At 66.1% G+C, this 19,555-nt stretch carries 15 protein-coding genes and 1 pseudogene; 8 read left to right on the plus strand and 8 right to left on the minus strand.

The annotated features are described in order from the left end of the window. Positions 1–24: 24 nt before the first annotated feature. The 3 genes from DIR46_RS00995 to DIR46_RS01005 form a co-directional block, all read right to left on the minus strand. Entirely contained in the window at positions 25–2,115 is a 2,091-nt protein-coding gene (locus DIR46_RS00995) for a 3-hydroxyacyl-CoA dehydrogenase NAD-binding domain-containing protein (RefSeq protein ID WP_109343580.1), read from the minus strand. 94 nt (positions 2,116–2,209) lie between these two features. Continuing rightward, complete coding sequence (locus DIR46_RS01000; protein WP_109343581.1) at positions 2,210–2,407, minus strand: YqaE/Pmp3 family membrane protein; 198 nt, start codon at positions 2,405–2,407, stop codon at positions 2,210–2,212. Between the two features lie 116 nt (positions 2,408–2,523). After that, positions 2,524–4,176 carry a 3-(methylthio)propionyl-CoA ligase gene (locus DIR46_RS01005; RefSeq protein WP_109343582.1) on the minus strand — a complete coding sequence of 551 codons (1,653 nt, stop codon included), beginning with the start codon at positions 4,174–4,176 and terminating at the stop codon, positions 2,524–2,526. Positions 4,177–4,395: 219 nt separating this feature from the next. Here DIR46_RS01005 and DIR46_RS01010 point away from each other — a divergent pair, with 219 nt between their 5' ends. The 7 genes from DIR46_RS01010 to DIR46_RS01040 all read left to right on the plus strand — a co-directional run bounded on the left by DIR46_RS01010 (position 4,396) and on the right by DIR46_RS01040 (position 9,660). Then, entirely contained in the window at positions 4,396–5,859 is a 1,464-nt protein-coding gene (locus tag DIR46_RS01010) for a protein adenylyltransferase SelO (RefSeq protein WP_441295133.1), read from the plus strand. Positions 5,860–5,911: 52 nt separating this feature from the next. Then, positions 5,912–6,307 (plus strand): peptide-methionine (R)-S-oxide reductase MsrB, encoded by a 396-nt coding sequence (gene msrB, locus DIR46_RS01015; protein ID WP_109343584.1) that lies wholly within the window; start codon positions 5,912–5,914, stop codon positions 6,305–6,307. Positions 6,308–6,317: 10 nt separating this feature from the next. Further along, a complete protein-coding gene (locus DIR46_RS01020) occupies positions 6,318–6,953 on the plus strand; it encodes a septation protein A (RefSeq protein ID WP_109343585.1) in 636 nt (211 codons plus the stop codon). Continuing rightward, positions 6,950–7,228, plus strand: a complete 279-nt coding sequence (locus DIR46_RS01025; RefSeq protein ID WP_109343586.1) for a BolA family protein — start codon at positions 6,950–6,952, stop codon at positions 7,226–7,228. The genes DIR46_RS01020 and DIR46_RS01025 overlap by 4 nt, the downstream gene beginning before the upstream one ends. A 106-nt stretch (positions 7,229–7,334) precedes the next feature. Beyond that, positions 7,335–8,114: a peptidylprolyl isomerase gene (locus tag DIR46_RS01030; RefSeq protein ID WP_109343587.1), complete on the plus strand. Its 780-nt coding sequence runs from the start codon at positions 7,335–7,337 to the stop codon at positions 8,112–8,114. Between the two features lie 82 nt (positions 8,115–8,196). Continuing rightward, a complete protein-coding gene (locus DIR46_RS01035) occupies positions 8,197–8,973 on the plus strand; it encodes a peptidylprolyl isomerase (RefSeq protein WP_109343588.1) in 777 nt (258 codons plus the stop codon). A 255-nt stretch (positions 8,974–9,228) separates the two neighbouring features. After that, entirely contained in the window at positions 9,229–9,660 is a 432-nt protein-coding gene (locus DIR46_RS01040) for a GNAT family N-acetyltransferase (protein WP_229446450.1), read from the plus strand. A gap of 152 nt (positions 9,661–9,812) precedes the next feature. Here DIR46_RS01040 and DIR46_RS01045 read toward each other — a convergent pair. Both DIR46_RS01045 and purL read right to left on the minus strand, forming a co-directional pair. Continuing rightward, a pseudogene (locus DIR46_RS01045) lies at positions 9,813–10,780 on the minus strand (IS1595 family transposase). Positions 10,781–10,916: 136 nt separating this feature from the next. Continuing rightward, positions 10,917–14,936 (minus strand): phosphoribosylformylglycinamidine synthase, encoded by a 4,020-nt coding sequence (gene purL, locus DIR46_RS01050; RefSeq protein ID WP_109343589.1) that lies wholly within the window; start codon positions 14,934–14,936, stop codon positions 10,917–10,919. A 210-nt stretch (positions 14,937–15,146) separates the two neighbouring features. On the opposite strand from purL, the gene DIR46_RS01055 reads away from it, so the two are divergent. After that, positions 15,147–16,778: a tetratricopeptide repeat protein gene (locus tag DIR46_RS01055; RefSeq protein ID WP_109347859.1), complete on the plus strand. Its 1,632-nt coding sequence runs from the start codon at positions 15,147–15,149 to the stop codon at positions 16,776–16,778. Positions 16,779–16,789: 11 nt separating this feature from the next. Here DIR46_RS01055 and DIR46_RS01060 read toward each other — a convergent pair whose 3' ends face one another. The 3 genes from DIR46_RS01060 to DIR46_RS01070 are packed head-to-tail and all read right to left on the minus strand — an operon-like array spanning position 16,790 to position 19,436. After that, positions 16,790–18,001, minus strand: coding sequence for an MFS transporter (locus tag DIR46_RS01060; RefSeq protein WP_109347860.1), 1,212 nt, complete (start codon positions 17,999–18,001; stop codon positions 16,790–16,792). 35 nt (positions 18,002–18,036) lie between these two features. Continuing rightward, the gene (locus DIR46_RS01065) at positions 18,037–18,675 is read right to left on the minus strand and encodes an NADPH-dependent F420 reductase (RefSeq protein WP_379763999.1); all 639 of its coding nucleotides are present in this window, start codon (positions 18,673–18,675) and stop codon (positions 18,037–18,039) included. Beyond that, on the minus strand, positions 18,672–19,436 hold the full coding sequence (locus DIR46_RS01070) for a 3-oxoacyl-ACP reductase family protein (protein ID WP_109343591.1): 765 nt from the start codon (positions 19,434–19,436) through the stop codon (positions 18,672–18,674). The genes DIR46_RS01065 and DIR46_RS01070 overlap by 4 nt, the downstream gene beginning before the upstream one ends. Positions 19,437–19,555: the final 119 nt, after the last annotated feature.

Consider the following 19,555-nt stretch of genomic DNA (forward strand, 5'->3'; position numbering starts at 1 on the left):
ACGATGAAAAGACAGCTCCGATCCTTAGCCGTTGAAGCCTTGTCCGAGCGGCGCCAGCCGCGCCAGCAACGGCGCCGGCTGCCAAGCCTCGCCTTGACGCCCGCGGGCAAATCCTTCGACCGCCGCCAGCACCTTCGGCAATCCGACGCTATCCGCGTAAAGCATCGGCCCGCCCCGGTGCAAGGGGAAACCATACCCGCTCAGGTAGACCATGTCGACGTCGGAAGCGCGCAGCGCAATGCCCTCTTCCACGATCTTCGCGCCTTCGTTCACCAGCGCATACACCAGGCGCTCGACGATCTCCTCGTCGGAAACCGCGCGCCGCGTCACGCCGATGGCGGCCGAGTGGCGCACCACCATATCGTTGACCGCATCCGACGGTAATGCCGCGCGCTCGCCCGCGCGGTAGTCGTACCAGCCGGCCCCGGTCTTCTGCCCGAAACGTCCCTGTTCGCACAGCAGGTCCGGCAGCTTCGAATAGGTAAAGCCCGGCGACTCCAGCGCGCGGCGCTTGCGGATATGCCAGCCGATATCGTTGCCGGCCAGGTCGCTCATGCGGAACGGTCCCATCGCGAAGCCGAACGCCTCGATCGCGCGGTCGACCTGCTGCGGCAGCGCGCCTTCTTCCAGCAGGAAAACCGCCTGGCGCAGGTACTGCTCCAGCATGCGGTTGCCGATGAAGCCATCGCACACACCGGAGACCACGCCGGTCTTCCCGAGCTTTTTGGAGAGCGCCAGCGCGGTAGCCAGCACGTCCTTGCCGGTCTGCGCGCCGCGCACGATCTCGAGCAGCTTCATCACGTGCGCCGGGCTGAAGAAATGCAGGCCGATCACGTCCTGCGCCCGCCCGGTGAAGGCGGCGATCCGGTTCACGTCGAGCGTCGAGGTGTTGGTGGCCAGGATCGCGCCCGTCTTCATCACCTTGTCCAGCTCGCGGAACACGCCTTCCTTGACGCCGATGTCCTCGAACACCGCCTCGACCACGATATCGGCCTGGCCGATGGCGTCATACGACAGCGTGCCGCTGACCAGCGCCATGCGCGCTTCAAACTGCCCGGCTGTCAGCTTGCCCTTGCTGACGCTGCTCTCGTACATCTTGCGCATCGCGGCCAGCCCCCCGTCCAGGGCGTCCTGATTCGTCTCGAGGATGGTCACCGGAATGCCGGCGTTGGCGAAGTTCATGGCGATGCCTCGGCCCATAGTGCCGGCGCCGACCACTGCGGCGGTCGCGATCCGGCGCAATGGCGTATCTGCCGGCACGTCCGGCACCTTGCCGGCCGAGCGCTCGGCGAAGAAGGCATGGCGCAACGCCTTCGATTCGCTCGTCGTCGTGAGCTGAATGAAGCGCTCGCGCTCGAAGCGCAGGCCGTCCTCGAACGAGTCGGCCGTCACCGATGCGGCCACCGCTTCCACGCAGGCGCGCGGGGCCGGGAACGGGCCAGCGGCGGCGTCGACCTGGGCCCGTGCGGTGGCCAGGAAGCCGGCGGCGTCGGGATGCTCGACCGCGCGGTCGCGCACCTTCGGCAACGGACGCAGGTCGGCGATGCGCTCGGCGTAGGCGATGGCGGCCGGCAGCAGCTCGGCGTCCGCCTCGAACACCTCATCGAACAGCGGCGTGCCGGCCAGCTTTTCGGACAGCACCGGAACGCCGCCAACAATCATGTCCAGCGCCTTTTCCAGGCCGAGCAGGCGCGGCAGGCGCTGGGTGCCGCCGGCGCCGGGGATCAGGCCCAGCTTCACTTCAGGCAGCGCGATCTGCGCGCCCGGCAGCGCCACGCGGTAGTGGCAACCCAGCGCCAGCTCCAGGCCGCCGCCCATGGCCACGCTGTGGATCGCCGCCACGACCGGCTTGGAGGAGCCCTCGACCGCCCGGATCAGCGAATGCAGGGTCGGCTCGGTGAGCGCCTTCGGCGAATTGAATTCGCGGATGTCGGCGCCGCCCGAGAATGCCTTGCCGGCGCCGGTGAGCACGATCGCCTTCACCGCCGGATCGCTCTCGGCGGCCTGCACGCCCTGCACGGCGGCGCTGCGGGTCGCGAGCCCCAGGCCATTGACCGGCGGGTTGTTCAGGGTGATGACGGCAACGCTGCCGTGGACCTGGTAGTCGGCGCTCATGTCTCTGCTTCTCCTTGTAGGTGGTGCTGGCTGAGCCGTCCACTATACCGTAGAAAATGCACGAGCGTACTATTCAGGCAACGGCCCGCCCCGGTCAAAACTCGCGTTGCTGGCGTGCGCGCTCGATCTTCTGGTCGGTCTTGTACTGGCTCAGGGCGTAGACGGCCCAGATCGCGGCCGGCAGCCAGCCGACCAGCGTGATTTGCAGGATCAGGCAAATGATGCCGGCGATCGGGCGGCCGATGGTGAAGAAGGTCAGCCAGGGGAGGATGAGGGCGATGAGCAGGCGCATGGGAAGATCCAGTCAGAAAAAGTTGTCAAAAGTGTTAGCAGTCTACCTGTCCGTGTCCCATCGCCGCGCCCTGTTGACGCCCGAGGCGCGGCTTGCCGTCGCGACCTTCCATGGCGTCAGGCGGTCGGCAACCGATGCCCCGCATACGCCTCGCGCAGCTTGTTCTTCTGGATCTTGCCGGTGCCGCCCACCGGCAGGCTCTCGGCGAACACCACGTCGTCCGGCGTCCACCACTTGGCCACCTTGCCGGCGAACCAGTCCAGCAGATCCTCGCGCGAGACCTCCATGCCGGGCCGCCGCACCACCACCAGCAAGGGCCGCTCGGCCCACTTCGGATGCTGCACGCCGATACAGGCCGCCTGCAGCACCGCCGGGTGCGACATCGCGACGTTCTCCAGGTCGATCGTGCCGATCCACTCGCCACCCGACTTGATCACGTCCTTGCTGCGGTCGGTGATCGCCAGGTAGCCGTCGGCATCGATCGTGGCCACGTCGCCGGTCGGGAACCAGCCGTCCTGCAGCACGTCGCCACCCTCGCCCCGGAAATAACCGGACACCACCCACGGTCCCTTGACCAGCAAGTGGCCATGGGTGGCGCCATCCCATGGCAATTCCGCGCCGTCGTCGTCGACGATCTTCATGTCGACGCCGCAGATCGCGTGCCCCTGCTTGCGCAGCACGGCGCGCTGGGCCTCCCGCGGCATCGCCGTGTGTCTGGCCTGCAGGGTGCAGGCGGTGCCGAGCGGCGACATTTCCGTCATGCCCCAGGCGTGCACCACCTGCACACCCAGGCGGTCGATCAGGGCGTCCATCATGGCAGGCGGACAGGCCGAGCCACCGATCACGGTGCGGCGGAAGGTCGAGAAACGCAGGTCGCTGGCCAGCACGTGGTTGATCAGGCCCAGCCAGACCGTCGGCACGCCGGCCGACAACGTCACGCCCTCGGCCTCGAACAGCGCGTACAGCGACTTGCCGTCCAGCGCCGGCCCCGGGAATACCAGCTTGGCGCCGGCCAGCAGCGCGGAATACGGCAGCCCCCAGGCATTCACATGGAACATCGGCACCACCGGCAGCACCACATCGGCGCTCGAGACGTTCAGCGCGTTCGGCAACGCCGAGGCGTACGCGTGGAGCACGGTCGAGCGGTGCGAGTACAGGGCGCCCTTCGGGTTGCCGGTCGTGCCCGAGGTATAGCACAGGGCCGCCGCCGAACGCTCGTCGAACTGCGGCCAGTCGTAGTCGCTGGATGCTTGGTCCATCAGGTCTTCATAGCACAGCAGGCCGGGAATCGCCCCCGCCGGCGGCATGTGCTCGCGCCCGCACAGGGCGACATAGGCCTTGACGGTCTTGCACTGGCGCGCCATCGCCTCGATGGCCGGCAGGAAGCTCAGGTCGAAGAACAGCACGCGGTCGTCGGCATGGTTGACGATGTAGGCGATCTGCTCCGGATGCAGACGCGGATTGATCGTATGCAGTACCGCGCCCGAGCCCGACACGCCGTAGTACAGTTCCAGGTGGCGGTAGCCATTCCAGACGAGGGTCGCGATGCGTTCGCCCATCCCGATGCCGAGCGCGCCAAGGGCGTTGGCCAGCTGACGCGCACGACGCGCGCAATCGCGATACGTATAACGGTGCAGGTCGCCCTCGACGCGGCGCGAAACGATCTCGGTAGCGCCGTAATGGCGCGCCGCGAACTCGAGAATGCCCGAGATCAGCAGCGGTTGATCCATCATCTGGCCTTGCAAGGGACTCATCGGATACGTGTGCATCGGACCTCCGTGAATGGAATGGCAACAAGAAAAGTGTCGTTCCCGATTCGGTCGACCGTCAACCGGATTCGATGATGCACTGCATCAACGCCTTGAGCCGGATCGGCAACGAGCCGTTACCGGATGTAACGCCGGCCCACACTGCACAAGTGCGCGAATAGAATCGGCCTGGTGCGGTAAAATCCCGCCAATCTTGCCCACTTTGCCACGGACACTGCCATCACTGCCGACGAACTTCCACTGAACAATTCGTTTGCCGAATTGCCACCGGCGTTCTACACGCGCCTCATGCCGACGCCGCTGCCATCGCCCCATTTCGTGGCGGCAAGCAGCCCCGCTGCCGCCCTGATCGGGCTGGATGCAGCGGATCTCGCTCGCCCCGATTTTGTCGACGTGTTTACCGGCAATCAGGTCGCGGCGCGTTCTCAGCCCCTGTCCGCCGTGTATTCCGGCCACCAGTTCGGCGTCTGGGCCGGCCAGCTGGGTGACGGCCGCGCGATCACGCTGGGCGACCTCGCGACGCCGGGCGGCCCGATGGAGCTGCAGCTGAAAGGCGCCGGCCGCACGCCGTATTCGCGCATGGGCGACGGCCGCGCCGTGCTGCGCTCGTCGATCCGCGAATTCCTGTGCTCCGAAGCCATGGCCGCCCTCGGCATCCCGACCACGCGCGCACTGATGGTGACCGGCTCGCCACAGCAGGTTGCGCGCGAGACGATGGAGAGTACCGCCGTCGTGACGCGCATGGCCCCCACTTTCGTGCGCTTTGGCTCCTTCGAGCACTGGGCGTCGCGCGGGAAGGAGGCCGAGCTCAAGACGCTGGCCGACTACGTCATCCGCCAGTTCTACCCGGAGTTCCAGGGCGCAGCCAACCCCTATCAGGAATTGCTGGCCGAAGTCACCCGCCGCACCGCGCGCATGATCGCGCACTGGCAGGCGGTCGGCTTCATGCATGGCGTGATGAACACCGACAATATGTCGATCCTGGGCCTGACCCTGGACTACGGCCCGTTCGGCTTCATGGAAGCCTTTGATGCCAAGCACATCTGCAACCACACGGACCAGGGCGGCCGCTATTCCTACGCCAACCAGGTGCCGGTCGGCCACTGGAACTGCTATGCGCTGGCCAATGCCCTGCTGCCGCTGATCGGCGAGCCCGAGGCGGCCGAGGAAGCGCTCGACGTCTACCGTCCCGAGTTCGGCCGCCAGCTCGACACCCTGCTGCATGCCAAGCTCGGCCTGATGGAAACGCGCGACGGCGATGCGGCCCTGTTCGACAATATGTTCACGCTGCTGCAGGACAACCACGCCGATTTCACGCTCTTCTTCCGACGCCTGGGCGAGCTGCGCGTCGACGAGCCCGCCCTGGACGAACCATTGCGCGACCTCTTCATCGACCGCGCCGCCTGCGATGCCTGGACCGGCGAATACCGCGCCCGCCTGCGCCAGGAAGCGAGCAGCGACGCGGCCAGGCGCGAGGCCATGCACGGGGTCAATCCGAAATACATCCTGCGCAACTATCTGGCGCAGATCGCCATCGAACAGGCGCAGAACGGCGATGTCGGTGGCGTGCACAAGCTGCTGGCCGTGCTGGAACGCCCGTTCGACGAACAGCCCGACAACGAATCCTATGCGGCCCTGCCGCCCGACTGGGCGGCCCACCTCGAGGTGAGCTGCTCGTCCTGAGCCTCGCCTGGGCCGCATCCGGGCCCAGCCTCTCATACAACGAAAGAGAATCATGACCGACAAAGTGACCAAGACCGACGCCGAGTGGCGCGACCAGCTCGACCCGATGGAATACCAGGTGACCCGCCACGCCGCCACCGAGCGCGCCTTCACCGGCAAGTACTGGGACCACCACGAACACGGCATTTATCACTGCGTGTGCTGCGACACCCCGCTGTTCGAATCGGACACCAAGTTCGACTCGGGCTGCGGCTGGCCCAGCTACTTCAAGGCCCTCGACCCGGCGAATGTGATCGAGAAGGTCGACCGCAGCCACGGCATGGTGCGCACCGAAGTCATTTGCGGCGTATGCGACGCCCACCTGGGCCACGTGTTCCCGGACGGCCCGCCGCCGACCGGCCTGCGCTATTGCATCAATTCCGCCTCGATGCGGTTCGAACCGATCTGAAGGTGACGCAGTGAAGAAATTTCTGTTCGACCTGTTCCCGGTCCTCCTGTTCTTTGGCGTCTACAAATACGGCGACAGCAACCAGGAATGGGCGCACCGGATGGCCATCGAATACCTGGGTGGCCTGATCGCGGGCGGCGCGGTGCCGCCCTCACAGTCGGCGATTCTGCTGGCCACCGCGGTGGCGATCGTCGCCACTGCGCTGCAGGTGGGCTACCTGCTGGTGCGGGGTCGCAAGGTCGACAATATGCTGTGGCTGTCGATGGCCGTGATCCTGGTGGCCGGCGGCGCCACAATCTATTTCCATGACGACCTGTTTATCAAATGGAAGCCGACCATCCTGTATTGGGCCTTCGCCGTCGCCCTGCTGGTGGCGCAGGTGTTCTACAAGAAGAACCTGATGCGCTCCGTGATGGAAGCCAATATCAAGCTGCCCGACGTGGTATGGAGTCGACTCGGCTACAGCTGGATCCTGTTCTTCGCCGGCATGGGGCTGTTGAACCTGTTGATGGCCTTCGTGGTCTTCCGTAACGACACCAGCGCGTGGGTCAGCTTCAAGCTGTTCGGCTTTACCGGCATCATGTTCGGGTTCATCGTGATCCAGATGATGATGCTTTCAAAATACATCAAGGAGGAAGAAGCATGACCACCATCGACCGCGAAGCACGCCTGCGCGCCATCCTCGAGGCCGAGCTGGCCCCGGCGTCGCTCGAGATCATCGACGACTCGCACCTGCACGCCGGCCACGCGGGCAACACCGGGGGCAGCCATTACACGGTCAAAATCGTGTCATCGCGCTTCGAAGGCCTCAAGCTGGTCATGCGCCATCGTCTTGTGTATGATGCCGTTCACGATATGATCAACAAGGCGGAAATCCACGCGCTCGCCATCAACGCGGTCGCGCCTTCCGAGCTGTCCTGAGCGTCGGCTTCAGGCAGTTTTAAGTAATGTGCCCGACAATTTGCATTGCTAGTCAAAACAATTAATCCAATCTCGTCCAGCAACTATCCCCGCTACAGGAACACACATGACCTTTAAGCCAGCTCGCCTGCTGTTAGCCCTTGTCGCCGTCGCATCGGCTCCCGCTTTCGCCCAGAACCTCGCGGTGGTGAACGGCAAGGCGATCCCTTCGTCGCGCGCGGAAGCCGTCGTCAAGCAGGTCGTGGCCCAGGGCCAGGGCCAGGATTCGCCACAACTGCGCGAAGCCGTCAAGAACGACCTGATCGCCCGCGAAGTGCTGATGCAAGAAGCCGTCAAGCAAGGCTACGACAAGAAGCCCGAAGTGCGCGAAGCGCTGGACAACGCCCGCCAGTCGATCGTCGTCAACGCCCTGGCCCGTGAGTACATCACCAAGAATCCGGTGAGCGACGCCCAGATCAAGGCCGAGTACGACAAGTTCAAGGCCCAGACCGGCGACAAGGAATACCATGTGCGTCACATCCTGTTCGCGACCGAGGACGAAGCCAAGGCCGCCATCGGCAAGCTGAAAGGCGGCGCCAAGTTCGAAGACATGGCCAAGACCTCGAAGGACACCGGCACCGCCAACAACGGCGGCGACCTGGACTGGGTCACCCCGAACGCCCTGCCGCCGGAGTTCTCGGCCGGTTTCACCAAGCTGCAGAAAGGCGCGATCACCGACGTGCCGGTCAAGACCAATGCCGGCTTCCACGTGATCAAGCTGGACGACACCCGTGCTGTCAAGCTGCCGTCGCTCGAAGAAGTCAAGCCGCAGATCGCCGACTCCCTGTCGCAAGAGAAGCTGCGTGACTACCAGGAGCAAATGGTCAAAAAGGCAAAGGTGCAGTAATATGTGCTGTCGCCGGCGCTGAGTTTGCGCCGGCTTTCGTCGCCTGCGGCGATACTTACCGTGTTTATATAGGATCTCAACAATGATTTTGAAGCCAGCCCGCCTGTTGTTAGCCATGACCGCATTGGTTGCCCTGCCTGCACTCGCGCAAAACGCTGCAACCGTCAATGGCAAGGCGATCCCGCAAGCGAGGGTCGACCAGCTGGTCAAGCAAGTCGTCGCCCAGGGCCGCGCCACCGATTCCCCTGAGCTGCGCGAAGCGATCAAGAAAGACCTGATCAGCCGTGAAGTGTTGATCCAGGAAGCCGACAAGCAGAACATCGGCAACCGCGCCGACGTCAAATCGGCCATCGACAATGCCCGCCAGAGCATCATCATCAATGCGATGCTGGCCGACTACGTCAAGAAGAACCCGGTCAAGGATGCCGAGATCAAGGCCGAGTACGACAAGCAGAAAGCCATGATCGGCGACAAGGAATACCACGCCCGCCACATTCTGGTCGATTCCGAAGCCACCGCCAAGGACATCATCGCCAAGCTGAAGGGCGGCGCCAAGTTCGAAGAGCTGGCCAAGCAGTCGAAAGACGGCAGCGCCCAGAACGGCGGCGACCTGGGCTGGGCAAGCCCGGCCACCTACGTGCCTGAGTTCTCGAAAGCCATGGTCGCCCTGCAAAAAGGCGCCATCACCGAGACCCCGGTCAAATCGCAGTTCGGCTTCCACGTCATCAAGCTGGAAGACGTGCGCGCGGCCAAAGTCCCGCCGCTGGACGAAGTCAAGCAGCAAGTCGCGGAAGGCCTGCAGCAGCGTCAGCTGGCCGCCTACCGCGAAAGCCTGGTCAAGAAGGCCAAGGTGCAGTAATCGCCGCTTGACGGCATCGAAGAGCGCTCCTGAGGGGGCGCTTTTTTTATGGTCGTGCGCCTTGCGGTCGCGTCATGGCGCCAATCCCCTGCCCGATGTGAATATCCGTGCATCTCATGCCTGGACGTATCTGTTATCGTTGCGGTTTTCCCTGGCGCTTACCCCGATGGATGTTGACTACTTCGGCATGCTGTTCCGGCCCGTGTTCTGGATTGTCGAAAACGCTGCGCAAGGCAATCCGCACAGGGTTCGGCCATGACAGGCGCGATCTTCAGGCAGGCCAATGCCGACGACATACCGGCCATGTCGCGCATACGACTGGCCGTCAATGAGAACCGCCTGCGCGATCCGAGTCGCATCACGCGGCAGATGTACGAGGATTTCCTGGAACGGGACGGCCGCGGCTGGGTGGCGCAGATCGACGATGCGACGGTCGCTTTCAGCTATGCGAACCGCACCGATGGCTCGATCTGGGCCTTGTTCGTCGAGCCAGGCCACGAGGGCCGGGGAATGGCGAAGACCTTGCTCGCACTGGCGACCGACTGGTTGTTCTCGCTCGGGTTCGACGAGCTCAAGCTGAGCACCGGCTCCGGCACCAGGGCCGATGGCTTCTATGCCCGCCTGGGCTGGGAACGTATCGAAGGAGACGGCGCGGAAGTCGAGTATGTGTTGAAGCGCGCCGCCTGATACGAGGCATTACTGGCCGAGCGCTTCCCAACGCCCGCCGCGGTCGAAGCCACATGCCGTGCTGCTGAACGACGGTGCTGAGTATCCGGACCATCCGCACCTGACTCCCGATCATGTGCATACATACCGGCAAAAGAAAGGCGCTGTCATCGTTATCTGTTGATGACCTTGAATGCGATACGCAGCAATTGCTCGACGGAAGGGACCCTCCCACCATCGATCGCCCAATGCCAGCCAAGGTAGTTGGGTAGCCAGCGCGATGCCACGCCATGGAAGCGCGCCAGCCATTCCTTGAAGCGCCGGTGATATGCGTTCACATGTTGAACATGGATCGCGCCCTCGACGCCGCTGCGGACCCGCTCGCCGGCACTGAGATTGACGGCCTGGTGCGCAATGCCATGCGCTTGGGCGAAGGCGCGATAGGCGGCGTTGGCGTCGGTGACCAGCAGCGCTTGCGAATCGAGTTTCGGCAGCAGGTGCTTGATCAGTTGGGTCACCTTCAAGGCGCCGCGGCCGGTGACGGCATCGATCGTCTGTCCGCTGCGGTCGCGCGCCACCAGGATGCAGTCGAGGTGACGTGAAATGCCGCGCAGGGCGGCCCTGCCACCGCGTTTGCGCGCAGGGCGATCGAGCTTGCGCGACCCCTTCTGCATTCGAGCAGGAACATCTCGTCGGCCTCGACGATGCGGGCCAGGCGCTCGGGCCGGTCGTCCTTGACCCGGTCGAGGAAGCGGTGGCGCCAGCGAAAGGTCGTGTTCCGGTGGACGCCGACCCGCTTGGCCGCAGAACGGACCGTGCGGGAATCGAGCACCGTGTCCAGGTAATCGAGCCACTTGTCCTTGTGCCTGAGCCGCGCCAGCGGCGTGCCGGTCAGGTCGTTGAAGGTGCGGCCGCATGCGCGGCAGCGAAAGCGCTGCAAGTCGTTGGCCTGGCCATGGCGGTGACAACGCTCGCAGCCGCAGTCCGGGCAGCAGCGCTCCTTTGACCGGATCTCGCCGATGAGGGCGATCACTCGGTCGAGCCTGGCTGCCGGATGCAGGACGGCGAGCACCTGCTGGCGCTGCGGCTGGTTCAGCAGCGGCAACCCGTTGAACAGCTTCGCAAACTCCGGCGCTTTCATTGCGTGCTCCCGATCGATGAGGACCGGGGTTGGACCGCGGGTCAGCTCAGCAGTTCAATGCTCATCCATATCTAACGGGTACAGCGCCAAAAGAAAACGCCTCCGAAGAGGCGTTCATGATCGATGCATCAAACGATCAGCCAACCCACTTGCGCGCATTGCGGAACATGCGCATCCACGGCGACTCATCGCCCCACGCTTCCGGCGCCCACGAATGCGTGGCCGCACGGAACACGCGCTCCGCGTGCGGCATCAGCACGGTGAAACGGCCGTCGTCGGTGGTGACCGAGGTCAGCCCGCCCGGCGAACCGTTCGGATTGAACGGATACACTTCGGTGGCCTGGCCGCGATTGTCGACGAAACGCATCGCCTGGTTGACCGCTTTCATGTCGCCGGTCAGCGAGAAGTCGGCGAAACCTTCGCCATGGGCGATCGCGATCGGGGCCTGGGTGCCGGCCATGCCCGCGAAGAAGATCGACGGCGAATCCAGCACCTCGACCATGCCGAAGCGCGCTTCGAACTGTTCCGACTTGTTGCGGGTGAACTTCGGCCACGCCTGCGCGCCCGGGATGATCGACTTCAGGTTGCTCATCATCTGGCAGCCGTTGCAGACGCCCAGGCCGAAGGTATCCTGGCGCTGGAAGAACCTGGCGAACTGCTCGGAGAGCTGCGGGTTGAACAGGATGGTCTTGGCCCAGCCTTCGCCCGCGCCCAGCACGTCGCCGTACGAGAAGCCGCCGACGGCGATGACGCCGTGGAAGTCGTCCAGCCTGGCGCGGCCGGCGATCAGGTCGCTCATGTGGACGTCGATCGCGGCGAAGCCGGCCTGGTGCATCACCCACGCGGTTTCGACGTGCGAGTTGACGCCCTGCTCGCGCAGGATGGCCACGCGCGGACGCACGCCGGTCGCGATGAACGGCGCGGCGACGTTGTCCGCCAGGTCGAAGGTGATCTTCGGCTGCATGCCCGGGTCGGTCTCGTCCAGCAGGCGGTCGTATTCCGAATCGGCGCAGGCCGGATTGTCGCGCAGGCGCGCGATGCGCCAGCTGGTCTCGCTCCACAGGCGGTGCAGGCTGCTGCGCGACTCGTTGTAGATCACTTTCGCGTCACGCGTAAACTCGATCGCGCCGCGGTCGTTGAGTTTACCGATGATGTGGCTGCAGGCGCCCAGGCCCTGGTCGCGCAGCACGTTCATCACCGCGCTCTTGTCATCCGCGCGCACCTGGATCACGGCGCCCAGCTCTTCGGAAAACAGCGCGCGCAGGGTCATCTCGTTGCGGCGCTCGGCCACCTGGCCGGCCCAGTTCTTGGCGTCGCCCCAGTCGGAGGCGTGCTCGCCTTCCATGGTCAGGATGTCGAGGTTGACCGACACGCCGGTGCGGCCGGCGAAGGCCATCTCCGTCAGCGTAGCGAACAGGCCGCCATCCGAGCGGTCGTGATAGGCCAGCAGCTTGCCGTCCTTGTTCAGCTGCTGGATCGCGACGAAGAAGGCTTTCAGGTCTTGCGGCGAATCGACGTCCGGCACCGAGTCGCCCAGCTGCTGCGTCACTTGCGCCAGGATCGAGGCGCCCAGGCGGTTCTTGCCGCGGCCCAGGTCGACCAGGATCAGGGCGGTGTCGCCGCTGTCCGTGCGCAGTTGCGGGGTCAGCGAGCGGCGCACGTCGGCCACCGGCGCGAACGAGGACACGATCAGCGACACCGGAGAGATCACGGCCTTGTTCTGGCCATCGTCGTTCCAGGTGGTGCGCATCGACAGAGAATCCTTGCCGACCGGGATCGACACGCCCAGCGCCGGGCACAGTTCCATGCCGACCGCCTTCACGGTGTCGAACAGCGCCGCGTCCTGGCCAGGCTGGCCGCAGGCCGCCATCCAGTTGGCCGACAGCTTGATGTCCGAGATGTCGTCGATCGCGGCGGCCGCGATATTGGTGATGGCCTCGCCCACGGCCATGCGGCCCGAGGCGGCGGCGTCGATCACGGCCAGCGGGGTGCGCTCGCCCATCGCCATCGCCTCGCCCACGAAGCCTTCGAAGGCCATCGCGGTGACGGCGCAGTCGGCGACCGGCACCTGCCATGGGCCGACCATCTGGTCGCGCACGCTGGTGGCGCCGACGCTGCGGTCGCCGATGGTGATCAGGAACGATTTATCGGCCACGGCCGGATTGAGCAGCACGCGGCGCGCCGCTTCCGGCAGTTCGATGCCGGTCAGGTCCACCGGCGGGAATGCGTGCTGGACGTGTTCGACGTCGCGCAGCATCTTCGGCGGCTTGCCGAGCAGGACTTCCATCGGCATGTCGACCGGCGCGTTGCCTTCCTGATCGTCGATCAGTTTCAGCTGGCGCTCTTCGGTGGCGGTGCCGACCACGGCGAACGGGCAGCGCTCGCGCTCGCACAGCGATGCAAATTTTGCAAGGTTATCTGGAGAAATAGCCAACACATATCGCTCCTGCGACTCGTTAGACCAAATTTCCTTTGGTGCGAGACCGCTCTCCTCCAGCGGCACCTTGCGCAGCTCGAAGATCGCGCCGCGCTTGGCGTCGTTGACGATTTCCGGGAAGGCGTTCGACAGGCCGCCGGCGCCGACATCGTGGATCGAGATGATCGGATTGTCCTCGCCCAGCTGCCAGCAGCCGTTGATGACTTCCTGCGCGCGGCGTTCCATTTCCGGGTTGCCGCGCTGGACCGAGTCGAAGTCCAGGTCGGCGGTATTGGTGCCGGTCGCCATCGACGAGGCGGCGCTGCCGCCCATGCCGATGCGCATGCCCGGGCCGCCCAGCTGGATCAGCAGGCTGCCGACCGGGATGTCATCCTTGTGGGTGTGCCTGGCCGAGATGTTGCCGATGCCGCCGGCGATCATGATCGGCTTGTGGTAGCCGTAGACCGCGTTCGCGGCGCCGACGTTCTGTTCGTAGGCGCGGAAATAACCGCCCAGGACCGGGCGGCCGAATTCATTGCTGAAAGCGGCGCCGCCGATCGGACCGTCGATCATGATCTGCAGCGGCGAGGCGATGCGCTCCGGCTTGCCGTAGACAGTATCGCTGCGCTCGCCCTTGGTGACGTCCGACGCGTTTTCCCACGGGCGCTGCGCATCCGGCAGCAGCAGGTTCGACACCGTGAAGCCGGTCAGACCCGCCTTCGGCTTGGCGCCGCGGCCGGTCGCGCCCTCGTCGCGGATCTCTCCGCCGGCGCCGGTCGAGGCGCCCGGGAATGGCGAGATCGCGGTCGGGTGGTTGTGAGTCTCGACCTTCATCAGGGTGTGCACCAGCTCGGTCGACGCGGCGTATTCCTGGCCGTCGCGCGGGAAGAAGCGGGTCACGGTCGCGCCTTCGATGATCGACGAGTTGTCGCTGTAGGCGACCACGGTGCCGCGCGGGTTCAACTGGTGCGTGTTCTTGATCATGCCGAACAGCGATTTGTCCTGCTTGACGCCGTCGATGATCCAGTCGGCGTTGAAGATCTTGTGGCGGCAGTGCTCGCTGTTCGCCTGGGCGAACATCATCAGTTCGACGTCGGTCGGGTTGCGCTGGGCGCGGGTGAAGGCGTCGTGCAGGTAGTCGACTTCGTCTTCCGACATCGCCAGGCCAAGCTCCGTGTTGGCGCGCACCAGCGCGTCGCGGCCCGCGCCCAGTACGTCGATGCTCTCCAGCTGCTTGCCTGCGAGTTCGTTGAACAGGTGCTGGGCGTCGTCGGCGCTGCGCAGCACCGATTCGGTCATGCGGTCGTGCAGCAGCGCGCTGACGGCTTCCAGTTCCTCGCTCGTGAGCTTTTTGGCGGCGCCGATGCTGCTGCCCAGGATGCCGCTCTTGAGCACGACCGTGTAGCCGACGCCGCGCTCGATGCGGTGCACGTGGCCCATGCCGCAGTTGTGGGCGATGTCGGTCGCCTTCGAGGCCCAGGGCGAGATCGTGCCCAGGCGCGGAATGACGAAGAACTCCTCGGTCACGCCCTCGTACAGCGTTTCGGCCGCAGGCTCGCCGTAGGTGAGCATGGCCGATAGCCGTTGCGTATCGTCGGCGCTGAGCGGCGCGCTGGTGTCGATGAAGTGGTAGAAGCGTCCCTGGACGGCGGCAATCGACGGGGCGACGGCTTGCAGTTGGCTCAGGAGGCGTTGGCTACGGAAGGCGGACAGGGCATTGGAACCCGGCAGAATCAACATGGCTTGGACAGTCGTTGATGCAGCGTGGCTGCTAGGGTGGAAGATAGCCCGCTATTATACAGTGTTGCACTATGGTCGGGCCCGCGGCCAGGCGACAATATGCTACTGCGGTTTCCTTGATCGGATTGACACTTGCCGGTATCTTTACGGTAGACAATACTTGAACGCTCGCCCTCGCCGAGGCGCGGGATGACCTGGACGAAAGCGACGATGCAAGAGAATGGAAACCTGGCGGTGCTGGTGGTCGACCCGAACCCGGGAATGCGCACCAGCCTGCAGAACATGCTGAACCTGGCGGGCATCGGCAAGGTCGAGTACGCGATCAACGCCAACACGGCCATCCGCCAGCTGCAGCGGCGCGCCTACGACGTCATCCTGTGCGAGTACGACCTGGCCGGCGGCAGCGGCGAAGGGCAGGACGGCCAGCAGCTGCTGGAAGACCTGCGCCACCACCGCCTGATCTCGGCCTCGACGATCTTCATCATGCTCACCTCCGAGGGCGTCCACGACAAGGTGGTCAGCGCGGCCGAGCTGACGCCGACCGACTACGTCCTCAAGCCCTTCACGGTGGAGATGCTCAGCGGGCGCATCACGCGCGCGCTGGAGCGCCGCGCCGCCCTGCTCCCGGCCTGGCAACTGGCGGCCCAGGGCAAGCCGCGCGAGGCGATCGCCGCCTGCGGCGACGGCGCTAGCGCCCAACCGCGCTACGCCGCCGACTTCGCCCGCATCCGCGCCGAACTGCACACCAGCCTGAACGAACACCACGAGGCCGCCGCGGTCTACCGCGAGGTATTGACGGAGCGCCCACTCGGCTGGGCCGCGCTGGGCATGGCGCGCGCCCTGTTCGCCCTCGACCAGGTCGACGACGCCCGCACCATCCTCGAAGAACTGCTGGCCGCCAACCCGCGCCTGATGGCCGGCTACGACCTGCTGGCGCGTTGCCTGGAGGCGAGCGACGAACCGGAACTGGCCAAGAAGGTGCTCGAAGACGCGGTGGCGATCTCGCCGCACGTGGTGCGGCGCCTGCGCAAGCTCGGCGAAGTGGCGCTCGCGGCGGGCGACGTCGATGGCGCCGAAAAATCCTTCCGCCAGGTGGTGACCAGGGCGCGCTATTCCGAATTCCGCAATCCCGAAGACCACGTCAACCTGGTCAAGGCGCTGGTGACGCGCGACGACCTGCTCGGCGCCACCGGCGTGGTGCGCGACCTGGAGCGCTCGATGCGCGGCAACCCGGCGGCGGACGCCTGCCGCGCCTATGCCAACTCGCTCGTGTTCGACAAGAGCGGCAACGCCGGCGCCGCGGTGGCCGAGCTGCAGGCGGCGGTGACGGCGGTGCGCGCCGGCGGCGCGACCTCTCCCGGCCTGCGCATGGACCTGGCCAAGGCATGCCTGGATCACCAGCTGGACGAACAAGCCTCGAACGTCATGCTGACGGTGATGAACGACACCAGCAGCGGCGTCTCGGTCGACCAGGCGATGCACGTGTTCGTCAACGCCGGCCGCACCGACATGGTCGAGGGCATGGGCCAGCAACTGCGGGCGCAGGCGCAGATCCTGCTCGGCGTGGCCGACGAAAAGCGCAATATGGGCGACGTGCGCGGGGCGGTGCAGACCCTGCTCGAGGCCCTACACATCGCGCCGAACAACCTGCAGGTGATGGTGGCGACGGCCGGCGGCATCCTGCGCCAGGTGAACGAGCTGGGGTGGGATCACCCGCTGGGCGACACCGCGGCCACGCTGCTCGACGGGATTCGGGCGCAGGATCCCCAGCATCCGAGACTCGCGGCGCTGACCGATGAGTACCAGGGCGCGCGTCGCAAGTACGGTATCGCAACGGCCTGAGGCCGCAGCGCTCAAGCCGTCCGGGTTCGCCGTTCCTGGGCGCGGCCGAGGACGAACATCGCCGTTGCGCCAGCCAGCGCGGCGATCGCGGCGTAGGCAAACACCGCCGCGGGCCCGAACCGGTCGATGACCAATCCACCGAGCACCGCCCCGGCGGCGATGGCGACCTGGAAGACGGACGACAGCAGCGCACCGGCGCTCTCGGCATGGTCGGGCGCCGAACGCGCGTTCCAGATCGATATCGACACCGGGAAGGCGCCGAACGCGCCACCCCACAGCGCCGTCGCCAGCAGCGCGACGCCGGCGCTTTCTCCGAACAGGCCAAGCGCAAGCGCGACCGCACCGATCACGAGCGAGGCACTGGCCACCGCGAGCGCCGGACTGCGCGCGGCGATCGCGCCGCCGATGAAGTTACCGATAAAGCCACCGAGCCCGAACACCAGCAGCGCCAGCGAGATGGTCGGGACGTCGAGGCGCGGGACTTGTTCGAGAAACGGCCGGATGAAGGCAAATCCGGCGAAATGCCCCGAGATCACGAGCAGCGCCGTTCCAAGGCCGAGCGCCACCGAACGGCGCGACAGCGCCGCCCTGAACGACGCCAGGCCCGGCGCGGCGACGGCCGGCAAGGCCGGCAGCGCCAGCATCTGGGCCCCGAGTGCCAGCGCGCCGATGCCGGACGCCCCGAGGAAGGTGGCGCGCCATCCCCACCGCTCTCCCAGGAAAGCGCCCAGCGGCGCCGCGAACACCGTCGCCAGCGAGATACCCATGATGATGATCGAGATCGCCCGCGGCACCTTGTCGGCGGGGACCAGGCGCAAGGCCAGGGCCGCCATCATCGCCCAGAAGGCGCCCAGGGCGAAGCCCAGCAGGCCGCGCGCGAGCAGCAGGACCGCGATCGTCGACGCATAGGCCGACAGGACGCCCGACAGCACGAGCAGCGCCATCAAGCCCCAGACGATCTTGCGCCGGTCCATGCGGCCGGCGCCGAGGATCGATAACGGCCCGGCGATGGCCGCCACCACGGCCGTGGCGGTGATGGCCTGCCCCACCGTGCCGGCGGAAACCCCGAGCTCGGCCGCCATCGGCGTCAGCAGGCTGACGGGCAGGAATTCCGCCGTCACCAGCCCGAAGGCGCCGAAGGCGAGAGAGAAGACGGCCAGCCAGGCGGCCGGCGGCGCCGGGGCGGCCGCGTCGAGCGCGCCCGGTTCGCTTGCATGAGACATCGATTCGTCCTTGTCCTTAGATTGAAAGGCCGGCATCAGCCGTGCCGCACCAGCTCGAGCGAGGGCAGCGGCCCGCCCGGGAACTGCGTCATGCGACCGCCCAGGGCCAGCGTGCCGAGGTCGATGCCGGCGAAGCCCAGGCGCTCGATCAGCATGCCCACCTGCGCCCTGGCGCGCGCATCGTCGCCGGCCAGGAACAGGACCCGCCGGCCGCCACGCTCGGCCGGATCGGCCTCGAGCAGCCGCGGGTCGAGGTGGTTGAACGCCTTGACCACGCGGGCGCCGGGCGCGAGGTCGGCGATCACCTCGCTCGACGTGCGTCCGTGCAGCGCGATGGGCTTGAACAGCGGCGCTTCGATCGGATTGTTGGCGTCGACGACGATGCGTCCGCCGAAGTCCGGCAGTCCGGCCAGCGCGGCCGGCAGCTTCGACCAGTTCACCGCGACCAGCACGATGTCCTGGGCGGCCGCTTCCTCGCGGGTGCCGGCCCGGATGCCGGGTCCGATGGATGCGGCCAGCGCCCGCAGGCTTTCCGGACCGCGGCTGTTGGCGATAACGGCCCCGATGTCGCGGCGCGCAAGCGCGCGGGCGAAGGCGGCGCCGATGTGGCCGGCGCCGATGATGCCGATCGTGGGAAGAGCCTGGCTCATGATGGATCTCCTCGTGGGGCTCAGGAAGTGAAGCCGCCGTCGGCCGTGATGTCGGCGCCGGTGACGAACGACGCTTCGGAGCTGGCCAGGAAGGCCACGACGCTGGCGATCTCGTTCGGCTGCCCATAGCGGCCAAGCGCGATGCCCTGGGTCAGGAGCCTGGCGAAGTCGCTGTCGCCGGGGTTCATGTCGGTGTCGACCGGTCCGGGATGCACGGTATTGACCGTGATGCCGCGCGGCCCGAGGTCACGCGCCAGGCTGCGGTTGAAGCCGGCGACGGCGCCCTTGGTCAGCCCGTACAAGGCCAGGCCGGGCACCCCGGCATAGCTGACGATCGTGCTGCCGATGTGGACGATGCGGCCGCCCTCCTTCATGTGGCGCACCGCTTCCTGGGTGGCGACGAAGACGCCGGTCACATTGACCGCGACCATCGCATGGTAGTCCTCGAGCGTGACGTCCTCGATCTGGTGGGCCGCCGCGACGCCGGCATTGTTGACCAGGATGTCCAGGCCGCCGAAGGTCTCCACCGCCCTGGCGATGGCGGCCCGTACCGCCTCGGGCTGGCGCGCATCGGCCTGGATGGCGAGCGCGCGTCCGCCGGCGTCTTCGATCGCCGCAGCGACCGACCTGGCCTGGTCCGGCGAACCGGCATAGGTGAATGCCACGCTGGCGCCATCGGCGGCGAGCCGTTTGGCGATGGCGGCGCCGATCGAGCGCGAGCCGCCGGTGACGAAGGCGGTCTTGCCGGCCAGGGGAAGAGTACGGGTGGTAATCGGGTGGTTCATGTAGCGCTCCGTTGAATGTCTTTGCCGAGGGATTCGGTAGCGCTACTGTCGCCGTTTTCATCTCGATTGATTAGTGGGCAAATATTTGAATTATTTTCAATCAATCGTTTAATATGGTC

The organism is Massilia oculi (assembly GCF_003143515.1).
Taxonomy (GTDB): domain Bacteria; phylum Pseudomonadota; class Gammaproteobacteria; order Burkholderiales; family Burkholderiaceae_D; genus Telluria; species Telluria oculi.

What these genes read in the sequence shown, in the direction of transcription:
- DIR46_RS01040 (WP_229446450.1), top strand. Translation starts at nt 9,229, where the DNA reads ATGACAGGCGCGATCTTCAGGCAGGCCAATGCCGACGACATACCGGCC.
- DIR46_RS01025 (WP_109343586.1), top strand. Translation starts at nt 6,950, where the DNA reads ATGACCACCATCGACCGCGAAGCACGCCTGCGCGCCATCCTCGAGGCC.
- DIR46_RS01030 (WP_109343587.1), top strand. Translation starts at nt 7,335, where the DNA reads ATGACCTTTAAGCCAGCTCGCCTGCTGTTAGCCCTTGTCGCCGTCGCA.
- purL (WP_109343589.1), bottom strand. Translation starts at nt 14,936, where the DNA reads ATGTTGATTCTGCCGGGTTCCAATGCCCTGTCCGCCTTCCGTAGCCAA.
- DIR46_RS01035 (WP_109343588.1), top strand. Translation starts at nt 8,197, where the DNA reads ATGATTTTGAAGCCAGCCCGCCTGTTGTTAGCCATGACCGCATTGGTT.
- DIR46_RS00995 (WP_109343580.1), bottom strand. Translation starts at nt 2,115, where the DNA reads ATGAGCGCCGACTACCAGGTCCACGGCAGCGTTGCCGTCATCACCCTG.
- DIR46_RS01005 (WP_109343582.1), bottom strand. Translation starts at nt 4,176, where the DNA reads ATGCACACGTATCCGATGAGTCCCTTGCAAGGCCAGATGATGGATCAA.
- DIR46_RS01000 (WP_109343581.1), bottom strand. Translation starts at nt 2,407, where the DNA reads ATGCGCCTGCTCATCGCCCTCATCCTCCCCTGGCTGACCTTCTTCACC.
- msrB (WP_109343584.1), top strand. Translation starts at nt 5,912, where the DNA reads ATGACCGACAAAGTGACCAAGACCGACGCCGAGTGGCGCGACCAGCTC.
- DIR46_RS01055 (WP_109347859.1), top strand. Translation starts at nt 15,147, where the DNA reads ATGCAAGAGAATGGAAACCTGGCGGTGCTGGTGGTCGACCCGAACCCG.
- DIR46_RS01070 (WP_109343591.1), bottom strand. Translation starts at nt 19,436, where the DNA reads ATGAACCACCCGATTACCACCCGTACTCTTCCCCTGGCCGGCAAGACC.
- DIR46_RS01060 (WP_109347860.1), bottom strand. Translation starts at nt 18,001, where the DNA reads ATGTCTCATGCAAGCGAACCGGGCGCGCTCGACGCGGCCGCCCCGGCG.